Origin of the sequence: Maribacter orientalis, assembly GCF_900109345.1 — a bacterium.
GTDB classification, from domain to species: domain Bacteria; phylum Bacteroidota; class Bacteroidia; order Flavobacteriales; family Flavobacteriaceae; genus Maribacter; species Maribacter orientalis.
Genome location: NZ_FNZN01000010.1, coordinates 26,639 through 48,548, shown reverse-complemented (window position 1 = coordinate 48,548; position 21,910 = coordinate 26,639). Strand labels below are relative to the sequence as shown.

The 21,910-nt window shown below is 36.1% G+C and carries 17 protein-coding genes and 1 riboswitch; of the genes, 11 read left to right on the top strand and 6 right to left on the bottom strand.

The window, feature by feature from the left end; translation table 11 throughout:
- Nucleotides 1-74: 74 nt before the first annotated feature.
- Both BMY56_RS16455 and BMY56_RS16450 read right to left on the bottom strand, forming a co-directional pair.
- Nucleotides 75-1,043: an electron transfer flavoprotein subunit alpha/FixB family protein gene (locus tag BMY56_RS16455; RefSeq protein ID WP_091626770.1), complete on the bottom strand. Its 969-nt coding sequence runs from the start codon at nucleotides 1,041-1,043 to the stop codon at nucleotides 75-77.
- 38 nt (nucleotides 1,044-1,081) lie between these two features.
- Nucleotides 1,082-1,822: an electron transfer flavoprotein subunit beta/FixA family protein gene (locus BMY56_RS16450; protein WP_091626767.1), complete on the bottom strand. Its 741-nt coding sequence runs from the start codon at nucleotides 1,820-1,822 to the stop codon at nucleotides 1,082-1,084.
- Nucleotides 1,823-1,994: 172 nt separating this feature from the next.
- Between BMY56_RS16450 and BMY56_RS16445 the strand changes: the two genes are divergently transcribed.
- The 4 genes from BMY56_RS16445 to BMY56_RS16430 all read left to right on the top strand — a co-directional run bounded on the left by BMY56_RS16445 (nucleotide 1,995) and on the right by BMY56_RS16430 (nucleotide 8,719).
- Entirely contained in the window at nucleotides 1,995-2,972 is a 978-nt protein-coding gene (locus BMY56_RS16445; RefSeq protein WP_091626763.1) for a pyruvate dehydrogenase complex E1 component subunit beta, read from the top strand.
- A gap of 106 nt (nucleotides 2,973-3,078) precedes the next feature.
- Complete coding sequence (locus BMY56_RS16440) at nucleotides 3,079-5,580, top strand: DUF5686 family protein (protein ID WP_091626760.1); 2,502 nt, start codon at nucleotides 3,079-3,081, stop codon at nucleotides 5,578-5,580.
- A 72-nt stretch (nucleotides 5,581-5,652) separates the two neighbouring features.
- Nucleotides 5,653-6,180 (top strand): inorganic diphosphatase, encoded by a 528-nt coding sequence (locus BMY56_RS16435; RefSeq protein ID WP_091626757.1) that lies wholly within the window; start codon nucleotides 5,653-5,655, stop codon nucleotides 6,178-6,180.
- A gap of 115 nt (nucleotides 6,181-6,295) precedes the next feature.
- Nucleotides 6,296-8,719, top strand: a complete 2,424-nt coding sequence (locus tag BMY56_RS16430) for a sodium-translocating pyrophosphatase (protein WP_091626755.1) — start codon at nucleotides 6,296-6,298, stop codon at nucleotides 8,717-8,719.
- A gap of 62 nt (nucleotides 8,720-8,781) precedes the next feature.
- Here the strand turns inward: BMY56_RS16430 and BMY56_RS16425 are convergent, their stop codons facing one another.
- Nucleotides 8,782-9,486, bottom strand: coding sequence for an energy transducer TonB (locus BMY56_RS16425; protein WP_091626752.1), 705 nt, complete (start codon nucleotides 9,484-9,486; stop codon nucleotides 8,782-8,784).
- A gap of 210 nt (nucleotides 9,487-9,696) precedes the next feature.
- On the opposite strand from BMY56_RS16425, the gene BMY56_RS16420 reads away from it, so the two are divergent.
- The gene (locus BMY56_RS16420) at nucleotides 9,697-10,725 is read left to right on the top strand and encodes an App1 family protein (protein ID WP_317040637.1); all 1,029 of its coding nucleotides are present in this window, start codon (nucleotides 9,697-9,699) and stop codon (nucleotides 10,723-10,725) included.
- A gap of 3 nt (nucleotides 10,726-10,728) precedes the next feature.
- On the opposite strand, the gene BMY56_RS16415 is transcribed toward BMY56_RS16420, so the two are convergent.
- The 3 genes from BMY56_RS16415 to BMY56_RS16405 are packed head-to-tail and all read right to left on the bottom strand — an operon-like array spanning nucleotide 10,729 to nucleotide 12,930.
- Nucleotides 10,729-11,331: an aminotransferase class IV gene (locus BMY56_RS16415; protein WP_091626747.1), complete on the bottom strand. Its 603-nt coding sequence runs from the start codon at nucleotides 11,329-11,331 to the stop codon at nucleotides 10,729-10,731.
- A complete protein-coding gene (locus tag BMY56_RS16410; protein ID WP_245737263.1) occupies nucleotides 11,315-12,289 on the bottom strand; it encodes an aminodeoxychorismate synthase component I in 975 nt (324 codons plus the stop codon). The genes BMY56_RS16415 and BMY56_RS16410 overlap by 17 nt, the downstream gene beginning before the upstream one ends.
- Before the next feature lie 26 nt (nucleotides 12,290-12,315).
- Complete coding sequence (locus BMY56_RS16405) at nucleotides 12,316-12,930, bottom strand: deoxynucleoside kinase (RefSeq protein ID WP_091626741.1); 615 nt, start codon at nucleotides 12,928-12,930, stop codon at nucleotides 12,316-12,318.
- A gap of 352 nt (nucleotides 12,931-13,282) precedes the next feature.
- On the opposite strand from BMY56_RS16405, the gene metK reads away from it, so the two are divergent.
- From metK to BMY56_RS16375, 6 genes are all read left to right on the top strand, one after another.
- Nucleotides 13,283-14,539 (top strand): methionine adenosyltransferase, encoded by a 1,257-nt coding sequence (gene metK, locus BMY56_RS16400; RefSeq protein WP_091626738.1) that lies wholly within the window; start codon nucleotides 13,283-13,285, stop codon nucleotides 14,537-14,539.
- A 533-nt stretch (nucleotides 14,540-15,072) separates the two neighbouring features.
- The gene (locus BMY56_RS16395) at nucleotides 15,073-15,279 is read left to right on the top strand and encodes a hypothetical protein (RefSeq protein ID WP_091626735.1); all 207 of its coding nucleotides are present in this window, start codon (nucleotides 15,073-15,075) and stop codon (nucleotides 15,277-15,279) included.
- Between the two features lie 330 nt (nucleotides 15,280-15,609).
- Nucleotides 15,610-17,550 carry a CocE/NonD family hydrolase gene (locus tag BMY56_RS16390; protein WP_177170990.1) on the top strand — a complete coding sequence of 647 codons (1,941 nt, stop codon included), beginning with the start codon at nucleotides 15,610-15,612 and terminating at the stop codon, nucleotides 17,548-17,550.
- 50 nt (nucleotides 17,551-17,600) lie between these two features.
- A complete protein-coding gene (locus BMY56_RS16385; RefSeq protein WP_091626733.1) occupies nucleotides 17,601-18,254 on the top strand; it encodes a hypothetical protein in 654 nt (217 codons plus the stop codon).
- A gap of 106 nt (nucleotides 18,255-18,360) precedes the next feature.
- Entirely contained in the window at nucleotides 18,361-19,983 is a 1,623-nt protein-coding gene (locus BMY56_RS16380) for a sulfatase family protein (protein ID WP_091626730.1), read from the top strand.
- Between the two features lie 399 nt (nucleotides 19,984-20,382).
- Nucleotides 20,383-20,486, top strand: a riboswitch (SAM riboswitch).
- A 119-nt stretch (nucleotides 20,487-20,605) separates the two neighbouring features.
- Nucleotides 20,606-21,880, top strand: a complete 1,275-nt coding sequence (locus tag BMY56_RS16375; protein WP_091626727.1) for an O-acetylhomoserine aminocarboxypropyltransferase/cysteine synthase family protein — start codon at nucleotides 20,606-20,608, stop codon at nucleotides 21,878-21,880.
- Nucleotides 21,881-21,910: the final 30 nt, after the last annotated feature.

The following is a 21,910-nucleotide window of genomic DNA, read 5'->3' as shown; positions in this document are numbered from 1 at the left end:
AAAAAAGGCTGTTCAAAATACTTGGGGCTCCAACTATCTGAACAGCCCTTTAAGGGGCACAAAATAACAAAAAATTAACTGTTTTGAGCTTTAAAAACCTTTAATTTTTCAATCAATTGTGGAACTACTTCAAAGGCATCGCCGACAATACCGTAATCTGCAGCCTTAAAAAATGGTGCTTCTGGATCATTATTGATAACAACTTTTGTTTTTGAAGCGCTTACTCCTGCCAAATGCTGAATTGCTCCAGAAATACCAATAGCGATGTAAAGATTACTTGCAACGGGCTTACCCGTTTGACCAACATGTTCGCCATGTGGTCTCCAACCAAGGTCAGAAACTGGCTTAGAACATGCTGTAGCAGCACCTAGTATATCGGCAAGTTCTTCAATCATTCCCCAATTTTCTGGACCTTTCAATCCTCTTCCTGCAGATACCACAATATCGGCATCTGCAATTGTAGCTTTACCTACAACTTTGTCGATTTCTACTGATTTAGTGTTGTTCGTGTTTTCATCCGAAGTACTACTAATTTCTTCTACCGTGATATCGGTCTTGCTTTCATGCGCACCAAATGCATTGTTGGATACACCAATAATTTTAATATCAGTATCAATATGAGTGTGGGCAAAACCTTTATTACTGAAAGCGGTTCTTTTTACCATGAATGGGGAGGTACTTTCAGGGGCTTGTACCACGTTAGGTGCGTACCCAGCAGATAATTTCGCGGCCAATAATGGAGCTAAATATTTGGTATCAGTGCTAGAGCTAAGAATAACAACCTTGGTATCTGTACTTATAACAGCTTGTGCAATGGATGCAGCATAAGCGCCGGCGTTAAATGTAGTTAAAGATTCATCTTTAACATTTAAAACCTTAGAAACACCATAATTACCTAGTATTTCATTATCGGTGCTATTGAAGGCAACTGCAGTAACAGTGGTTCCCATCATTTTTGCAACAGCTGATGCGTAAGAAGCAACTTCAAGTGCGTTCTTTTTAAATTTTCCTTTTTCTGATTCTGTATAAACTAAAACTGACATTTTTCTTTCTTTTTAATTAGTAGCCGACTTGCGGGATATTAAATGACTTTAGCCTCATTATGTAGTAGGTCAATCAATTGGTCTACACTGTCGGCAAGTTTAACTTGGCCTTTTGCTGCTGGTTTGTCAAATTTTTTGTCTTCAGTTGCTTTAATACCATCTACAGGTTCTAAAACACTCAAGGTTTTTTTTCTAGCCATCATAATTCCACGCATATTTGGTATACGTAAATCACTTTCTTCCACTAAACCTTTTTGTCCTCCAACAACTAGAGGTAGTGAGCTACTTAATTTCTCTTTACCTCCATCAATTTCTCTTACAGCCGTAACTTTGTCTCCATCAATTTCTAGGTTGATGCAAGAGTTTATAAAATTCATGTTAGATAGTGAAGCCAAAATACCAGGCACCATACCACCATTATAGTCAATGGATTCTTTACCGCCTATTACTAGGTCATAACCTCCGTTTTTAACAACTTCGGCCAATTGTTGCGCAACATAAAAACCATCGGTAGGTTCAGCGTTTATTCTAAATGCCTCGTCTGCGCCAATAGCTAATGCTTTACGCATTGTAGGTTCAACACTTGGGCCGCCAACGGTTGCGATATGTACCGTAGCTCCTTGTTTTTCCTTAAACCACATGGCTCTTGTTAATCCGAATTCATCATTTGGGTTAATAACAAATTGCACGCCATTGGTGTCGAATTTAGTATCACCATCGGTGAAATTTATTTTAGAGGTGGTATCTGGAACATTACTTATACAAACTAATATCTTCATGTGTAAAAACTTTAATTCAATGACGACGAAGATAACTATTTAATTCTAAATTTACTATGCGTGCATAGTAAATTTTATAACTTTTTTTAAATACAGCGTTCTATTAATTGACATTATATTTCCTATTTTTGCTTGCTTTCTAGCATATAACAAAGATTAATATTTTCGATAGATGAAAACACTACAATTTAGAGAAGCGATAGCCGAGGCGATGTCCGAAGAAATGAGAAGGGACGAGTCTATCTATTTGATGGGTGAAGAGGTAGCAGAATATAACGGCGCCTATAAAGCTTCCAAGGGTATGTTGGATGAATTTGGACCTAAAAGGGTTATAGATACACCAATTTCAGAACTTGGCTTTGCAGGTATAGGAGTTGGCTCTACCATGACAGGGAATAGGCCGATAATTGAATTCATGACTTTCAACTTTGCGTTGGTAGGGATAGATCAAATTATAAATAACGCTGCTAAAATAAGACAGATGTCTGGCGGACAGTTTCCTTGTCCTATAGTCTTTAGAGGGCCAACTGGTTCAGCAGGTCAATTAGCGGCAACGCATTCCCAAGCCTTTGAGAGTTGGTATGCCAACTGTCCTGGTTTAAAGGTTGTAGTACCATCTAATCCGGCTGATGCAAAAGGATTGTTAAAAGCTGCTATCCGCGATAATGACCCAGTCATTTTCATGGAGTCTGAGCAAATGTATGGTGATAAAGGTGAAGTTCCAGAAGGAGAATATACCATTCCATTAGGTGTTGCTGATATTCGTCGTGAAGGTAAAGATGTTACGATAGTTTCTTTTGGTAAGATTATTAAAGAAGCTGATAAAGCAGCCGATGAACTAGAAAAAGAAGGTATTAGTTGTGAAATAATAGATTTACGAACCGTTAAGCCATTAGATTATGAGGCTGTTCTTAAATCTGTAAAAAAGACAAACCGTTTAGTGGTTTTGGAAGAAGCATGGCCATTCGGTAATGTTGCCACTGAAATTACATATCATGTTCAAGCCCATGCTTTCGATTATTTAGATGCGCCTGTTGTTAAAATTAATACAGCTGATACTCCCGCACCCTACTCGCCAGTTTTATTTGAAGAGTGGTTGCCGAATTATAAGGATGTCGTTGCGGCTGTTAAAAAAGTGTTATATAAATAAAATACAATTTTGTAAAAGTACCTTAGCTTCTCCGACCAAGTCTGGAGAAGCTTTTTTTATTGATAGGTAATTTGATTTAAAAAATGCAAGACAATCAAAATTTTTGATGAAAGATATATTCTTTTTAATAGTTAGTTTTAGTTTTTTTATCACTCACGCTCAAACCAAAGTGGGGGGTATTGTAATAGATGAACAAGGCGAACCAGTGTCGTTTGCCAATGTTTTTTTTAAGAATTCTACAGAGGGTACTATTACCAATGATGATGGTAGGTTTTATTTAGAATCTGAAAACGATTATTCCACCGCAATCATATCATTTATAGGATATACAGAATATGAGCTTGAACTTACTTCTAAAGTAATGTATGATTTAAAAATTAAACTTGCTGAGTCGGCCGAGCAACTAAATGAGGTAGTATTAATAGCTGGTAAACAGTCTAAAAAGAATAATCCGGCTGTAGATATTCTTCGTAAAATTTGGGCAAAGAAAAGACAAAATGGGGTTAGACAATTTAACCAATATGCTTTTGACAAATATGAAAAGGTTGAGTTTGATTTAAATACGATAGACAGTTCCTTAATAAAGAGTAAATTATTTAAAGGACTAGAATTTATATTTCAAGATTTGGACACTTCTAGGATTACGGGGAAAACCTATTTGCCTATTTTCTTGAATGAAACCTTTTCTAAAGTCTACGGTGATAATAAATTGAATGAGGAAAAGGAAGATATTTTAGGGAATAAGAATTCAGGTTTTGAAAACAACCAAGCTATCATTGCCTTTGTTAAGGATTTATATCAGGAATATGATGTTTATAATAATTACCTGAAATTTTTTGATAAGAGTTTTACAAGTCCATTGTCTAGAACAGGTGTTGATACTTATAATTATGCATTACGCGATAGCGCATTTATAGAAAACAAGTGGTGTTATAATATAGTATACTATCCCCGACGTAAAAATGAATTGACTTTTAAAGGAGATTTTTGGGTCAATGATTCCACGTACGCCATTAAAAATATTAATCTTCAGGTTACAAAAAGCGCGAATATAAATTGGGTTAAAGAAATCTACATAGAACAAGATTTTGAAGTATTGAATGATTCGGTATTTCTGTTGAAGCGAGATTATATGTTGAGTGATTTCAGCTTTAATAAAAAAGAGGAGTCTAGAGGCCTGTATGGTAAACGAACTACGGTTTACGATAATTACGAATTTAATAAGCCTAAGCCAAGGGAGGCTTATAGAAAAGAACGCAATCCATTAGACGTTAACCAAATAGTAAAGGATGATGCATTTTGGGAGAAAAATAGACTAGAAACCTTAAATAAAGATGAAAAAGGAATCTACAAGTTATTAGATACGTTAAAGACGGTGCCTAAATTTAAATCATATTATAACTTCGTAAGTATTTTAGGGTCTGGTTATGTTGAAATGGATAAATGGAATCTAGATTTAGGTTCTGTCTATGATTTTTTTGGATATAACAGTGCTGAAGGTCCTCGGGTAAGAGTCGGAGCAAGAACATACTATGGGCAAAATGATCCTTGGCGAATTGAGGGTTATACGGCCTATGGATTTAAGGATCATAAATTTAAACATGGTCTTGCAGGTAAATTTTTAGTTGATAGAAACAGTAGATTAATTGTATCAGGAGGAAACAGGAGGGATATTGAGCAACTTGGTGTTAGTTTAACGGCAACAAATGATGTTTTGGGACGTAGTATCGCCTCATCCTCGTTATTAACGGTCGGTGCAAATAATAGATTGACAAATATAAACCTTAGTGCTCTTAAATTCGAAATTGAACCGCTAACTAATTTTAAGTTTTCAGTAGGGGGTACCTTTAGAACATTAAGTTCTGCTTTGCCAAATGATTTTAGTTTAGATTATGTGGATCTACAGTCACCTACAGGGGTTTCATCGGAAATACGGCAATTCGATTTCAATGCACACATTCTATATACTCCAGGTAAGAAGACCATTGGTTATGGTGTTGAGCGCCGTGATGTTAATGATACCTATAGTAACATATTGCTAAATTTTACTAAAGGGACAAAGGGTGTTCTTGACAGTGATTTTGACTATAGTAAATTGCAATTTTCGTATAGCCAACCTTGGCAGTTAGGTGGTTTTGGTCGGTTGTTAAGTACGGTGGAACTTGGTAAAACCTTCGGAGTAGTGCCTTTAGGGCTTTTAAGTGTAGTGCCAGGGAATCAAACTTTTTTCTCAAATTATGGGACGTTTCCAAATTTAGATTTTTACGAATTTGTGACTGATACATATGCTGCGGTTCATTTACAACATAATTTTAATGGGCGATTTTTCTCAAGAATACCATTTCTTCGAAAATATAATCTTAGAGAGATTGTAGCAATACGTGGGGTGTGGGGTGATTTATCTGATGCTAATAAAGCATTGAGTGCACCTGCTACAGCAAATACACCATTGCGTGCACCATCAGAAAAGATATATTATGAATATTCTTTCGGAATAGGTAATATTTTCAAGATCTTTAGACTGGATTTTAATTTTAGAGGTAATTATTTAGATAATCCAGATGCAAGGCCGTTCGGAGTTACCGGAACGTTTGGATTTGTCTTTTAATTCATTTACTTTTTACAATTATAACAAAGAAGTACCGTTTCATAGACAACTATAAATTAAACAACTTAAAATATGGCAGCAGCTAAAGGATTGACCTTTGATGTGTTAATAGAGATTCCGAAAGGAAGTAGAAATAAATACGAATACGATTTTGCATTACATAAAATACGATTTGATCGAATGCTTTTTTCTTCCATGATGTACCCTGGTGATTATGGGTTTGTTCCAGAAACTTTGGCCTTAGATAAGGATCCACTTGACGTTTTGGTAATGGGAACGGAACCAACCTACCCAATGACAGTGATGGAAGTGAAGCCAATAGGTGTGTTTCATATGACCGATGAAAAAGGGCCAGATGAGAAAATTATCTGTGTGCCTGTTTCTGACCCAATTTGGAGTAACAACAATGATATCAGTGATTTAAATCCGCATAGATTGAAAGAAATTGAACATTTCTTTCAAGTATATAAAGATTTAGAAGAGAAAAAAGTAGATACTGGCGGTTGGGGAGATGCTAAAGAAGCGATAGAAATATACCACCAATGTGTGAAGAGATATAACGAAAGTGAGCATAAAGCAAAGCGTACTTTTGTGATTTAAATAATTTCAATTAATATTAAAGCCACTTTTTGTATTAAAAAGTGGCTTTTTTTATTCTATTCTAATTTACTACTTTAGCCGCGCTAATTTTATAACTAAACAAACAACAGATTAAATGGAGTCACTAATGATTTATATGCCAATAGTAATGGCTATTTTAGGCCTAATTTATATGGGTATCAAGAGGTCTTGGGTAATGAAACAAGATGCCGGAGATGGAAAAATGAAAGAAATATCAGATTACATTTATGAAGGCGCATTAGCTTTCTTGAGTGCAGAATATAAGCTTTTGTCCATATTCGTAGTAATAGTAAGTATTTTACTTACTATAGTTTCATTTGTAGTACCAACAACACATTGGTTAATTGTAGTAGCGTTCATTTTTGGAGCTATTTTTTCAGCCTTTGCTGGAAACATAGGTATGAAAATCGCTACTAAAACGAATGTTCGTACTACACAAGCCGCCCGTACAAGTTTGCCTAATGCATTGAAAATTTCATTTGGTGGTGGAACCGTTATGGGTCTGGGCGTTGCAGGTTTAGCAGTTCTTGGTCTTACCATATTTTTCATTCTATTCTTCCAATTTTTTATGGGAGGTGTTTGGACTACTACTATGGATATGACTATTGTACTTGAAACTCTTGCAGGTTTTTCATTAGGTGCTGAATCTATTGCATTGTTTGCACGAGTAGGTGGTGGTATTTATACGAAAGCTGCTGATGTAGGTGCGGATTTGGTAGGAAAAGTTGAAGCGGGTATACCAGAAGATGATCCTCGTAATCCAGCTACTATCGCAGATAACGTTGGTGACAACGTAGGTGATGTTGCAGGTATGGGAGCAGATTTGTTCGGGTCATATGTTGCTACGGTTTTAGCTGCTATGGTTTTGGGCAATTATGTAATAAAGGATATGGGTGGTAGTATTTCTGATGCCTTCGGGGGTATTGGTCCTATTTTATTGCCAATGGCAATTGCCGGTGCAGGTATCATTATATCAATTATCGGTACCATGTTGGTGAAAATAAAAAGTAACGATGCTAAAGAAGCCCAAGTTATGGGTGCGTTGAATATTGGTAACTGGACATCAATTGTTCTTGTTGCTATTTCTTGTTTTGGATTGGTGACTTGGATGCTGCCAGAAACTATGCAAATGGAATTCTTCGGTGAAGGTATATTAGAAATATCTTCAATGCGTGTATTTTATGCCACTTTGGTTGGTTTAGTAGTGGGAGCCGTTATTTCTTCTGTAACTGAATATTACACAGGATTAGGAAAAGCTCCTATTTTAAAAATTGTACAACAATCTTCTACAGGAGCTGGTACGAATATAATTGCAGGTTTGGCGACAGGTATGATTTCTACTTTCCCATCTGTATTGTTATTTGCGGCTGCTATTTGGTCGTCTTACGCATTTGCAGGTTTTTATGGTGTGGCGTTGGCGGCATCAGCAATGATGGCAACTACTGCTATGCAATTGGCTATTGATGCATTCGGACCAATATCCGATAACGCTGGTGGTATTGCAGAAATGAGTGAGCAAGAACCTATTGTAAGAGAAAGAACAGATATTTTAGATTCTGTAGGTAATACTACGGCTGCAACTGGCAAAGGTTTTGCAATTGCTTCTGCAGCATTGACTTCTTTGGCATTGTTTGCTGCTTATGTAACATTCACTGGTATTGATGGTATTAATATATTTAAAGCTCCGGTATTGGCGATGTTATTCGTTGGTGGTATGGTGCCAGTAGTATTTTCTGCTTTAGCCATGAATGCTGTTGGTAAAGCTGCAATGGAAATGGTTCAGGAAGTTAGACGTCAGTTTAAAGAAATTCCTGGTATAATGGAAGGTACTGGTAAGCCAGAATATGATAAATGTGTTGCTATTTCAACGCAAGCTTCTCTTAGAGAAATGATGTTGCCAGGTCTATTGACTATTGGGTTCCCGTTATTGATTGCTTTCGCACCATTGTTATTTGGAATGAATAAATTGGCTATCGCTGAGATGTTAGGTGGTTACATGGCTGGTGTTACTGTTTCAGGTGTATTATGGGCTATATTCCAGAATAACGCTGGAGGTGCCTGGGACAACGCTAAGAAATCTTTTGAAGCAGGTGTTGAGATTAATGGTGAAATGACTTATAAAGGTTCTGAAGCTCATAAAGCTGCAGTAACTGGTGATACTGTTGGTGATCCTTTTAAAGATACATCAGGTCCTTCAATGAACATCTTAATTAAATTAACTTGTTTAATTGGGTTGGTAATCGCTCCAATATTGGGCGGACATGCTGAAGAAGGTGTAGCTGTAAATACTAATACAAAAGAGATTACTGTTGATTTAAATGTAGAAAATAACGATTTGGCAGAAGCTACCGTAACATATTCTACTATAGTTAATGGTGAAACGGTCACTGAAGTGAAAACTTACAACGGAACTAAGGCAGAGGTTGAATCTCAATTAAAAGCCTTTGAAAATGTGAACCTTGATAAAAAAGGAACTGCAACAGAGGTGACTATAGAAAAAGTAGAAATTAATAAATAGGTGGCTATTAAATTTTTAAAAAAACCATCAGCATTCAGCTGATGGTTTTTTTATGCTTTAACTTATTGTAATTTAAAAGTGATAGGAATGCTAAATGATACTTTTACGGCGGTGCCTCGTTGTTTACCAGGAGTCATTTTTGGTAGTTTTGAGAGAATTCTAACAGCCTCACTTTCTAATAACTCATGAGGACCTCTTTTTTTAATCGTACCGATGCTTCCGTCTTTGTTAATCATGAATTGCGTATTCACCCTACCTTGTTGTCCCATTTCTTGAGCTAATTCTGGGTACCTGAAATTTGTTCGAATATGCTTTTGCATCATGTCATTAAAACAAGCTCTCTTGTCCTTTTCATTTTCACACCCAGGAAAAATAGGAACCTCTTCTATGGTAGTCCAAATCACTTCTAGATCATCAGGTATATCAATAACTTCAATGTTTGAGGCTTCTAAGATTTCAGTGTCTGTAGTGGCTTCGGTTGTTTCTATTATTGTTTCTACAATTGGGTCGTTATCTTCGACTATTTCTATCTCTGTTGGCAAAATTGGAGGTTTTGGTGGTTGAATTATTTCTAACTCAAAAATGGGAGCTTCTTCGATAATAGTTTTATCTACCTTATTAAGGCCGATGTCAAAGTCATAAACATTATCGTACGTTTTCCATTCTAAGGCTACAAATACCATGGCCAATACTAGTAGTAGTCCGAATACGAAATACAAACTACTTTTTTTGTTGAGATCTTGCTGTGGATTTTTTTTTGGTTCCATAATTTAGAAATTTAGACTTGTTAAAAACAAGTTGGGTTATTATTCTTTTTTCTTTCATAAAGCTATTCTATAGAAAGAGGTTGTGAAACTGGCAATGAGTCAATGGTGGTTTTCACTGAGGGAAATGTCTTTTAAGTTTTATTAGTACTATACTAATCGGTTTATCTAGTGATTTAAAAGTGGTATTTGTTCAAATAAAAATTTTAAAGGTTGTCGAAAGACCGTAATTTTAACGCCATGGGTATTTTTAAGAAAGACAAACTTCAAATTATCAACTTTCAGTCATACGGCAGTGCAAGCCGGCTGTATGTACGTGGTCGCGCTATTGAGGATGAAAATATAGATTTAGACCGAAAAGGTATTTTCAATTTGATGGGGAATACTTGGAAGCGGTTTGAAACGGATGAAGTTAGAAATACAGCTCTTAAAATTACTTTTGCAAACGGTGAAACGGTAGAAGGGACTACTGATGATGATGGGTATTACTTAATTGATAAAAATATTGAGGGACTTCAAAACTTGGCGAATGATGAAGGTTGGCTGAACTTTGAACTATCATTCAATGATACGAATTTAAAAAGGGAGATAGTATTACAAAATCGATTTCCAGGTGAAATGCTAATTCCCAGTGAGCATGCTAAATTCGGAGTCATTAGCGATATAGACGATACCATTTTGCACACTGGAGTAGTTTCTTCATTGAAATGGAAGGTAATCATTAATACCATGTTTAAGCGGGCCACCAAACGCAGACAACTTGAAGGGGCTTCGGACTTTTACATGAAACTCCATAATGGGAAAACAGGAAGTGAAGCAAACCCTTTATTTTATGTGAGTCATAGCCCTTGGAATTTATACCGATATCTTGAACTCTTTTTAAAAACGAATAACTTTCCTAAAGGCCCTATACTATTGCGAAGTATGGCCAGTTTTAGAATGCGTAAAAAGAATGATGAAAAACCGCAAAAGCAAAGAGAAATCAGTAATCTACTAAATGCGTATCCAAATTTGCCATTTATACTAATCGGTGATAGTGGAGAAAAAGATGGAGATATTTATCAAGAAATTTCCAGCTTGTTTCCAGGAAGGATAAAAGCAATATACCTGCGTAGCGTAAACCATTCAAAACGTATGAAAAGGATTGAAAATCTATTTGTAGACTTCAAGGATATTCCTTTTTTAATGGTAAATAAAACAGAGGAGGCGATAGCGCATGCTAAAGAAAATGGATTTATCTAAAAACTATCCGTTTGCAATATTTTGAATAGATATCCACCTGTTTTCATCAAAATCGTTTAACGCATTAATTAATTGAAAGCTTTCGAATAAGTGAATAGAATCTGCTTTAATAGGGGCTTCTGTAATTATCTCTTCTGTAAGAAGCCTTGTTCTGCAAGTACCTTGTAATAGGGAGGTAGAAGGTGTTATTATTTTATGGCCATCAGTAAAAAGTATATTGGAGTAGGTCGCATCGGTAATGAATCCGTTCTTAATTATTAAAACATCCTCAAAATCTCCTTTTTGTAGATAAGAGTGGTTTAATTGTTTTCGGTCAGTATATTTTAATCGGTAGTCTATTTCATCATTTTTTAATAACAATAGGCTTGTGGGAATCTTGTTGACGTATTCAGAAACTGTCCATTTTACACCAATTTCATTGTATTCGATTCTTAATTTACATTTGAGAGATGTGTCAATCAGCGGTAAATTTAGGTTGTCAAATAAAGAATATTTTGCTTCGAAACCAAAAAGGGCATAAAAAGACGATTTGAACCTCGACTCATGGTAAGTGCCATTTTGAATCTCACCATTCGCAATACATACAGATTCAAATAATGGGTACATATATCTTTTCTAATAGTTCCTGATATTCTTCTTCTAGACTACTTAAGTGGGTTATACCGCCGCCACTTTTGTAATATAGTTGTCCGTCAATTTGTTCAATATACCGAATACTAACTGCACTATCCATTTGGTTGCCATCGAAGACTCCGAAAATACCAGTGTAAAATCCGCGTGGCATAATTTCTACACGCTCAATAATATCTATTGTTTTCTTTTTTGGAGCTCCACTTATAGATCCGGCCGGTAAGGTTTTTAGTAGTAAGTTAGCAAAATTATCTTTCCAGTTATTGGGCAGTTCGCCTTGTATCTCGGTGCTTGTCTGCAGGAGTTCTTGATTGCCTTTTTTTATTTTTTCAATATATCTATATTTATTGACCTTTACTTTTTTTGCAATCATAGAAAGATCGTTTCTAATGAGGTCTACAATAGTATTATGTTCGTATAATTCCTTTTTATTAGAAAGCAGTAATTCTTTTGCGTTCGGTATAGCGCTATTTATAGTCCCTTTCATGGGGTACGAGAAAATAGTATCGTTCTTAATTTTTAAGTAGCACTCTGGTGAAAAAAGCACAAATTTATCTTTGTATAAAAGCTTATAAGGCGCTGACGCTTTATGATAAATCTCTTTTAAATTTGCTGGTGTATTTAATATAGTTGGAAACGTAAGATTTAATAAAAAGCTATTGCCTGTATTCAATTCCTTTTTAACCTCGTTAAAAGCTTTTTGATAAATTTCTTTTGATATTGGCTCAGGGTGTAAGTCTATTGGCCTCTTGTCTTGTGGTTTGGAAACTAGGTGATTATCGTTGCCTTTTCCTTTAATATTAAAATAGATGTTTTGTTCGGCTGCTTCTTCAAATGAATACACCAGTTTTTTAGACTTATTGAAGTCTATTATGAATAAAAATGGTTGTTCGTCGTGAAGAAAGTCGGTAACGTTCTTTTCAAAATCTTTCAATGAAATTGAGCTTAGAGGAGAGAAGTTTAAAACAAACCGTTAATTTCAGCGTCTATTTTGTTGAGGATAGTTCCTAAATCTTCAGGGTTGTCAACGAAATCCAAATCATCAACATCGATGATAAGCAAGTTTCCTTTTTGGTAACCGTGAACCCATGCCTCATAGCGTTCATTCAATCGGCTTAGGTAGTCAATGGAAATAGTGTTTTCATATTCACGCCCACGCTTGTGAATTTGTTTCACTAGGTTCGGTATAGAACTTCTTAAATAAATAAGAAGATCTGGCGGTTCAACTAAACTTTCCATAAGGTCGAATAAACTAGAATAGTTTTGGAAGTCACGATTGGTCATTAGTCCCATAGCGTGAAGGTTAGGAGCGAAAATATGCGCATCCTCATAAATTGTTCTATCCTGTATAACATCCTTACCACTTTCTTTGATCTGTAATATTTGACGGTACCTACTGTTCAAGAAGTAGATTTGAAGATTAAAACTCCATCGTTCCATTTGATTATAAAAATCATCTAGATATGGATTCTCAACAACATCCTCAAAATGCGCTTCCCACTTATAATGTTTTGAAAGTAATCTGGTTAGGGTTGTTTTACCTGCACCAATATTTCCAGCCACGGCAATATGCATTTTGAGTCTATTTAACGGTTAGATTAATGAAAATTATAACGCACAAGATACAAAGTAAATTAAGCATTAAGAAAAATAGTAGATGAAATGCAGCTATAAATAAACACACCTAAAGTTATGTCAATATTAGTATAAATACTATTCTTTAGGTTTTTATACAAACAATTTTCATACTTTTGAGTCGTTATTAAAGAGGAAGGATTTGTCTGATTGCAACCTCGGGGCCTTAAGCTAGTTTTAAGGGTAAAAATGCTAAAGCAGTTTAATCCAAATTTTATTTGGATTCTCATTTCGAGATTCGTAAACTTCTCCCTGAAAATCACCAAATCCATTACTGTTAAAAAAAATTGTAATGGCTTATTTATTTACATCAGAATCTGTTAGTGAAGGACATCCGGACAAAGTTGCGGATCAAATCAGTGATGCGTTATTAGATAATTTTCTGGCATTTGATCCAGAAAGTAAAGTTGCTTGCGAAACCTTGGTGACTACGGGTCAAGTAGTATTGGCTGGGGAAGTGAAGAGTGACACCTATTTGGACGTTCAAAATATTGCCCGTGAGGTAATCAATAAAATTGGGTATACGAAAGGAGAATATCAGTTTAGCGGCGATTCTTGTGGTGTTATCTCATTGATTCATGAGCAGTCTCAAGACATCAACCAAGGTGTTGATCGTGGCTCAAAAGAAGAGCAGGGTGCTGGTGATCAAGGTATGATGTTCGGATATGCTACAAGCGAAACCGAAAACTATATGCCTTTGGCCTTGGATATTTCCCACAAAATTCTGCACACATTGGCGGAAATTAGAAGGGAAAATAAAGAAATCACCTATTTAAGACCTGATGCTAAGTCACAGGTGACTATTGAATATTCCGATACCAACGAACCACAACGTATCGATACAATTGTTGTTTCGACTCAGCATGATCCTTTTGATAAAGACGATGAGAAAATGCTGGCTAAAATTAAGTCAGACATTATTTCTATTCTTATCCCAAGAGTAAAAGCACAATTACCTAAGGAAACTCAAAAGTTGTTTGATGATCAAATCAAATATCATATTAATCCAACAGGTAAGTTTGTAATTGGTGGCCCTCATGGCGATACTGGTTTAACTGGTCGTAAGATTATCGTTGATACTTATGGAGGAAAAGGAGCACATGGTGGTGGAGCTTTTAGTGGTAAAGACCCAAGTAAGGTAGACCGCAGTGCTGCGTATGCTGCAAGGCATGCTGCAAAGAATTTAGTTGCTGCCGGTGTTGCTGATGAAATTTTAGTACAAGTGAGTTACGCAATTGGGGTAGTAGAGCCGACCTCTATTTTTGTTGATACCTATGGAACTTCAAAAGTAACGTTGAGTGATGGTGATATTGCCAAAAAAGTAGCTCAGTTGTTCGATATGCGACCTTTTGCTATTGAGGAGCGCTTGAAACTACGGAATCCAATTTATTTGGAGACCGCTGCTTACGGACACATGGGTAAAGAACCCGTAACCATTACAAAAGTTTTCGAATCTCCATACAATGGTCGTATAGAACGCGAAGTAGAACTGTTCACTTGGGAAAAGTTGGATATGGTAGACAAGATTAAAAAAGCATTTAGTTTATAACTTCATAGTGTTCTAGCCTCAGGGCAGAAGGCTTTTATAAATAATTTGATATTGCGAGGTACGAAGCAACCTAACTTCTGAGGTACGATACTCAGGGTTTGCTTCGTACTTCGCAATTGCATTTACAGCTGCGTCATGAATCCTGACAGCCGTATGGCAGGTGTAGTCAAAATACAAGGTCAATTGCGAGATAAACATTCTTCAAAATCTCATTATCGAATTTATATTAATAAGCTTTTATATGTTCAAAAATTTACACACAAACAGTTTAAGATACTTACACAACAACTTTGAATAGCTACACCACAAAATTATATTTGTAGGAAAAAGATTACATATATTTAAATTGTAATTAATGGTGAATCCCAAATCTCGCCACCTAAAAAGATGAAAAATATAGTAATAGTACAATCGAAAAACAGACAGAAATAAGTTCAAGTTGAAGCCCCAAACGTCAGCTAAATTTTAATACTGTTTAAATATGTGGAATCTTTGAAAAACCTATTTAGAAAATAACTTAACCTACGAATGCCATGCTTAAACCCTACAAAGTACCCTTAGCTATTTTGCTATACATTCTATTGCAATCTTGCTCAAAAGAAACTGACCTAATTTCTGAGTTTGTTGTTTTAGATACTGCAAAGACCGAGTATCGCTCAATGAAATTTAATCTAGATTTTGAAATTGAAAAATCTAAAATGGCTAGTAAAACAGTGAGTGTATTTCCCTTTTTCGACTAAATATCGACCCTGCCTAAAAGCCCTTTAAATGAAAAATCAAATACTCCAAGATTCTAAAAATCAAGTATACAGGAACGATTTCTTTTCAGGAATTTTAAGATTGACAAAGAAGTTATTCATGATTTAAATATAAACGTCATTGCGAGCAATTCTACCATCAAGTAGAAATGGAGAAGCAATCTCTCTCTTAGAGACACGCCATTTAATTTGTTATTTACATTGAGGGCAGTCGAAATGCTTTTGGTAGTTTTTATATCGTAATTCCGGTCATGTTAAAATCTAAATAATCGAGTAAACTTTCTTAGATTTAAGACTTCAAACACTTAAGACATGCCAAAGTTTACCATCAAACACCTTTTTACGCTTATTTTTATTTCTTCGCTGATTATTTCCTGTAGAAAAACACCTAAAGTAGCGGATGCTGAAATCTCCGAAACCTTTGTTGCGGATAACTACATTAAAAAGGAGGTAGATATTGTCATGCGTGACGGCATAAAACTCCACACTACAATATATTCCCCAAAGGATACTTCAAAAAAATATCCTATTATCATGCAGCGAACGCCTTACAGTTCGCAGCCATACGGAGCGGGAAAATTCAAGGAGAAAATCGCTCCAAATATTCATATGATGCAAGATGGGTATATAGTGGTCTACCAAGATGTTCGTGGTCGCTGGTTAAGCGAAGGGCACTATGAAAATATGCGTGCATATCATCCCAATAAAAAATCAGATCAAGATATCGACGAAAGTTCCGATACTTATGATACGATAGACTGGCTGGTAAATAATGTGGATAACAACAATGGGAATGTGGGTATTTGGGGAATTTCCTATCCCGGTTTTTATTCCACTTATGCGGTGGTAGATGCTCACCCGGCGTTGAAGGCAGCCTCTCCGCAAGCGAGTATAGCTGATTTCTTTTTTGATGATTTTCACCACAACGGAGCGTATTTATTGAGCTATTTTAGGGCGACTTCATTGTTTGGAACACCACGCCCCAATAACGACCAACCTATAGACACTGCTTGGTATGTATTACCAGAATTACCGACCGAAGATCAGTACCAATTCTTTTTGGATGAAGGTCCGTTAAAAAATTTGGATAAGTTCTTTGAATATGAAACTGCCGATACACCACGTATGGCAAAAGAAGGCGTGACCGATGATTATTTTTGGAACGAGTTAAAAGAGCACCCTAACTACGACGAACTTTGGCAGAGTAGGGGATTGATTCAGCATTTGAAAAATGTAAAGCCTACAGTGGCTACGATGGTCGTTGCAGGCGAGTTTGATGCGGAAGATTTATATGGACCGTTAGAAACCTATAAGAATATTGAGAAGTACAACGCCGATAATTATAATACCTTGGTTTTCGGACCATGGGATCACGGCGGATGGGCACGTAGCAAAGGTCAAAATACCGTTGGCAACTACTATTTCGGGGATTCCATTTCTGAGTTTTTTCAAGAAAAGATTGAAACCAAGTTCTTCGACCATTTTCTAAAAGGAAAAGGAGATAAGAATAGTGGGTTACCAGAAGCCTATGTATTTGATACTGGAAGAAAAGACTGGAAAACATATGATACTTGGCCACCAAAAGGAATGGTTAAAAAAGACATGTACTTATCAGCAGACCAAGAATTGACTACCGAACCCAAAAAGGTAGAAGGCATTCAATTTGTAAGTGATATTAAAAAACCGGTGCCGTATTCAGAAGATATCAAGACCGTGTTTACCCCAAGAAAATATATGACCGATGATCAGCGGTTTGCCGCTCGCCGTAGTGATGTATTGGTGTTTGAAACCGAAGTCATGGAAAATGACCTAACCTTAGCAGGAGATATTCTAGCCAAGTTAAAAGTAGCGACGACAGGTACTGCAGCAGATTGGATTGTAAAAATAATAGATGTGCACCCAGCCGATGAACCTGCTTATGAAGGCATGCAAGACCATTTAAAAATGAGCAATTACCATTTAATGGTGCGCAGCGAAGTATTACGTGGGCGTTTTAGAAATAGCTTCTCCAACCCTGAACCTTTTGTGCCGAACCAAAAGACCGATGTTACTATTAAACTGCAAGATGTTTTCCATACCATTAAAAAGGGGCACAAGTTACAGGTGCAAGTACAGAGTTCCTGGTTCCCGCTCATAGATTTGAATCCACAGACCTATGTGGAGAATATCTTTGAAGCAGATGAGGCGGACTTTAAAACTCAAACCCATACCGTATTTACAGATTCTAGTATTGAGTTTTCGGTGTTGGAGTAGTGAGCATAGTGAGCAATGAGTGCTAAATAAAATTTTAATCTTAATTCAATTTGGATAATCAAAATAAGGTAATTGAAAAGTTTATTACTGAAATGGTTAATAGTAAGTTAGATTTCGACTTACTTCAGGTTGCTAGAATAAAGCCGTTTTTTGAGGACGAACTAACAGTATTGGATAACCTAAAAGAGGTAAGAACTGAAATATGTTATTGTATTTTCTTTGGGCTTAATCAAGCGGCTATTACTTTAACAAACCATTTATTAGAAGACACGTTGAAAACGGGATTACTTTATTCTGAATATGGTGTAAAGCTTTTAAATGATTTGAATGACATGGATACTTTTTATAAAGATGGACTTGATAAATACAATGGTTTGGATTTGAGTGGAACTATCAATAGATCTTGTAGTAAAGGGTTAATTTCAAAAGAAGAGAAGAAAATATTGCACGAATTTAGAGAACGTTTAAGAAATGGTTTTTCTCATTCAGATTCTAGAAAAATTTTTAAGGATATAAAAGTGCCATTTTGGATGGGTTCTTTCAGGGATATAGATGAAGAAAAGTTAAATTTTAAGGAATGTAGTATTTCTGATATCCCTCAATTTCAAGGGCTTGCAAAATCTGAATTAGCTAAAAATCATTCATTTCACTATTTTAATTGCGTTTATGGCATATTGAAGAAAATCGAAAAAAAATTAAGTTGAATAATCTTGACAGCTTAATTATTTTCTTTTGGATAAGTACTTTAAAAATGCCATTACATTAAGTGTAAATTAAACTCACCAATCAATAAGAAAATCAACAACAAAAATGAATAAACTAATCTTAGCCATAGTAGGTGTTTTATTTCTTTTGCCAATAACCGCAGAAGCACAAAAAAGCAAAACCAAACGGCCTAATATTATTTTCATTATGTCAGATGATCATGCCTATCAGGCGATAAGCGCTTATGATGATAAGCTGATTCAGACACCAAATATAGATCGTTTGGCAAAAGAGGGTATGCTGTTTACGAATGCCAGTGTTACCAACTCTATTTGTGCACCATCTAGAGCTACAATTCTAACAGGTAAGCACACGCATATCAATGGAAAAGTAGATAACTATTTTCCGTTCGATACTACGCAAGTCACCTTTCCACAAATATTTAAAGAGAACGGCTATAAAACCGCCATGTTCGGGAAGCTTCATTTTGGCAATAATCCAAAAGGGGTAGATGAGTTTATGATCCTACCGGGTCAAGGTAATTATATTAACCCCGATTTTATCGTAACCAATGGCGATACGATCACCAAGCAAGGCTATGTAACCGATATCATTACCGATGTATCTCTCGATTGGTTAAAGAAAGAAGCTGCAGACCACAAACCATTTATGATGATGTATTTGCACAAAGCACCGCACCGCCCATGGTGGCCAAGAGCCGATAAGTTTAAGGAATTTACCAAGAAAACATTCCCTGAACCAGAAACGCTTTTTGACGATTACAAGAATAGAGGTTCAGCGGCAAAAACAGCTGAAATGAATTTGTTGACCCATATGATGTACAGTCATGATAGCAAGATTAGACCAGAGACCTTGGCTAAAATGGAGGGCAAGGTTTTTCCGGTCGTGGAAGAATATCCGAACGGATTTTATGGCCCATATAATCGTGCTACGGTAGAGCAAAAAGCATTGTATGACCCGGTGTTAGATTCCATTAATGATTTCTTCTATGAGAACTGGCCTAAAATGACCGATACCGAGAAAATGAAATGGAAATACCAACGCTATATGCAAGATTATTTGGGCAGTATTTCTTCGGTGGATGACAATGTAGGTAGACTTTTAGATTATTTAGATGAAAGCGGACTGGCAGAAAATACGATTGTTATTTATACATCCGATCAAGGTTTTTACTTGGGTGAACATGGTTGGTTCGATAAGCGATTTATTTATGATGAATCTTTTAAAACTCCATTGTTAATACGTTGGCCAAATGTGGTGAAACCAGGTTCTGTAGAAAATGAAATGGTGCAGAATTTAGACTTTGCACAAACCATGTTAGAAGCTGTGGGCATTACACCACCAAATGATATGCAAGGAGAAAGTTTGATTCCGCTTTTGAAAGGAAACAAAAAAGACTGGACCCGTGATGCAGTGTATTATCAGTACTACGAATATCCATCGGTACATATGGTAAAACGTCACTACGGCATTGTAAACAAGGAATTTAAGTTAGTTCATTTTTACTATGATGTTGACGAATGGGAATTGTACGATAGGTTAAAAGACCCTAATGAAATGAACAATGTATACAACGACCCAGCCTATGCCGGAACCGTTAAAAAATTGAAGAAAGATTTAATCGCATTACGTATAAAGTACAAAGACTCCCCAGAGCAAGATCAAAAATATATTGATAAGTATAAAAGTGCGGGCATGATAAAATAGAAAATTTACAGTTGACAGTTGTGGGTTGTTGTAAAAATATCAGTTCGAGTGCTCTTGATCTAATTGAAAATTAGGTCAGGAGTGTGTCGAGAATATTATAGGTCAGATACGTAGGTCAATTGTTAGTAAATAATTAACCTAACAGTAAGCAAGTTTCTCAATACAATTTTTCCTTCCCAAAAGGGTTACAAAAGACATTCGAAGTGATATTCGTGGTTAAGAAGTTTTTCTAATGGATAAACAAAAAACTAGCGATATTGATCGATTATTTACACAATTAGTTATAAACAGCCCCTTAAACTAAACAACTTGTGATTTTACATAAATTTTTCTAAATCATTAGGTTTTTAAAATTCTCTGCCCTTATATTTGCAAGGCAAAGTTCAAACACATATTGAATAGTTATCAAGAAAGGTGGAGGGATTAGACCCTTTGAAACCTTAGCAACCCTTTGTTCTATACAAAGAAGGTGCTACATTCTACCCTTACGGGAAGGATAACAGTAATCGATTTTTTTTCGATATTACTTTCTTATAACTTTTTGATTTTACCTACCCACATTTTATGTCGGTCGAGGATGAGCTTTTTAATTATTTAAATAATATTTAAAAACAACAAAATCATGAGTAATCACAAATTAGCAACAAACGCATTACACGCAGGGCACGACACGACTACTAATGGTGGTACAAGAGCAGTGCCTATTTATCAAACATCATCCTATGTATTTAAGGATACGGATCATGCCGCCAATCTTTTTTCGTTAAAAGAACTTGGTTTTATTTACACCCGTTTAAACAATCCTACCAATCAAATTTTGCAAGACAGATTAGCTGCTGTAGAAGGTGGTATCGGTGCGGTGGTATTCGCGTCGGGTACGGCAGCTATCTCAACAGGATTATTGACTTTGTTAAAAGCAGGTGACCACATCGTGGCATCGAGTAGTTTATATGGTGGTACGTTTAATTTATTGAATGTAACCCTACCAAGGTTCGGTATCACAACTACTTTCGTTGATGCTTCGGATGCCAAAAACTTTAAGGATGCGGTACAAGATAATACGAGAGTATTTTTCGTAGAATCTTTAGGGAATCCGAAATTAGATGTATTGGATTTGAAAGCAATTTCAAAAGAAGCAAAAGCAGCTGAAGTACCTTTTATTGTAGATAACACTGTAGCTACTCCAGCATTGTTGAATCCGATTGAACACGGTGCCAACCTGGTAATTCACTCTTTGACAAAATATATTGGCGGACAAGGAACTTCATTAGGAGGTGCCATTGTAGATGCCGGTACTTTTGATTGGACCAACGGAAAGTTTCCTGAGTTTACAGAGCCATCTGCCGGATATCACGGTTTGGTGTATAGTGAAGCTTTAGGTGCAGCAGCTTTTACCTTTAAATTGATTTTAGAAGGTCTGCGTGATTTTGGTGGAGCATTGAGTCCGTTTAACGCTTTTCAAATTATACAAGGTTTAGAAACATTACCGGTTCGTATAAAACAACACAGTGCAAATGCACTGGAACTGGCTACCTGGTTAGAAGGTAGAGAAGAGGTGGAATGGGTAAATTACCCAGGACTTAAAAGTAATAAGTACAATGCATTAGCGAAAGAATATTTACCAAAAGGACAAAGCGGATTAGTTACCTTTGGTGTAAAAGGGGGCTTTGAAGCTGCGAAAAAAGTAACCGATGCTACCAAAATATTTTCGTTGTTAGCGAATATCGGTGATACCAAGTCATTGATTATTCACCCTGCAAGTACAACGCATCAACAATTGACTGCAGAGCAGCAAGAAAACGCTGGAGTAGGTCAAGATTTAATTCGTTTGTCAGTTGGTTTAGAGGATATAGAGGATTTAAAAGCCGATTTAGAGCAGGCATTTGCAAGTCTTTAAATAGGAGCTTTAGTATTAGTAATCGGTCAC

What these genes read in the sequence shown, in the direction of transcription:
- BMY56_RS16375 (WP_091626727.1), top strand. Translation starts at nt 20,606, where the DNA reads ATGAGTAATCACAAATTAGCAACAAACGCATTACACGCAGGGCACGAC.
- BMY56_RS16450 (WP_091626767.1), bottom strand. Translation starts at nt 1,822, where the DNA reads ATGAAGATATTAGTTTGTATAAGTAATGTTCCAGATACCACCTCTAAA.
- BMY56_RS16380 (WP_091626730.1), top strand. Translation starts at nt 18,361, where the DNA reads ATGAATAAACTAATCTTAGCCATAGTAGGTGTTTTATTTCTTTTGCCA.
- BMY56_RS16415 (WP_091626747.1), bottom strand. Translation starts at nt 11,331, where the DNA reads ATGTACCCATTATTTGAATCTGTATGTATTGCGAATGGTGAGATTCAA.
- BMY56_RS16425 (WP_091626752.1), bottom strand. Translation starts at nt 9,486, where the DNA reads ATGGAACCAAAAAAAAATCCACAGCAAGATCTCAACAAAAAAAGTAGT.
- BMY56_RS16430 (WP_091626755.1), top strand. Translation starts at nt 6,296, where the DNA reads ATGGAGTCACTAATGATTTATATGCCAATAGTAATGGCTATTTTAGGC.
- BMY56_RS16455 (WP_091626770.1), bottom strand. Translation starts at nt 1,043, where the DNA reads ATGTCAGTTTTAGTTTATACAGAATCAGAAAAAGGAAAATTTAAAAAG.
- BMY56_RS16390 (WP_177170990.1), top strand. Translation starts at nt 15,610, where the DNA reads ATGCCAAAGTTTACCATCAAACACCTTTTTACGCTTATTTTTATTTCT.
- metK (WP_091626738.1), top strand. Translation starts at nt 13,283, where the DNA reads ATGGCTTATTTATTTACATCAGAATCTGTTAGTGAAGGACATCCGGAC.
- BMY56_RS16445 (WP_091626763.1), top strand. Translation starts at nt 1,995, where the DNA reads ATGAAAACACTACAATTTAGAGAAGCGATAGCCGAGGCGATGTCCGAA.
- BMY56_RS16435 (WP_091626757.1), top strand. Translation starts at nt 5,653, where the DNA reads ATGGCAGCAGCTAAAGGATTGACCTTTGATGTGTTAATAGAGATTCCG.
- BMY56_RS16440 (WP_091626760.1), top strand. Translation starts at nt 3,079, where the DNA reads ATGAAAGATATATTCTTTTTAATAGTTAGTTTTAGTTTTTTTATCACT.
- BMY56_RS16395 (WP_091626735.1), top strand. Translation starts at nt 15,073, where the DNA reads ATGCTTAAACCCTACAAAGTACCCTTAGCTATTTTGCTATACATTCTA.
- BMY56_RS16405 (WP_091626741.1), bottom strand. Translation starts at nt 12,930, where the DNA reads ATGCATATTGCCGTGGCTGGAAATATTGGTGCAGGTAAAACAACCCTA.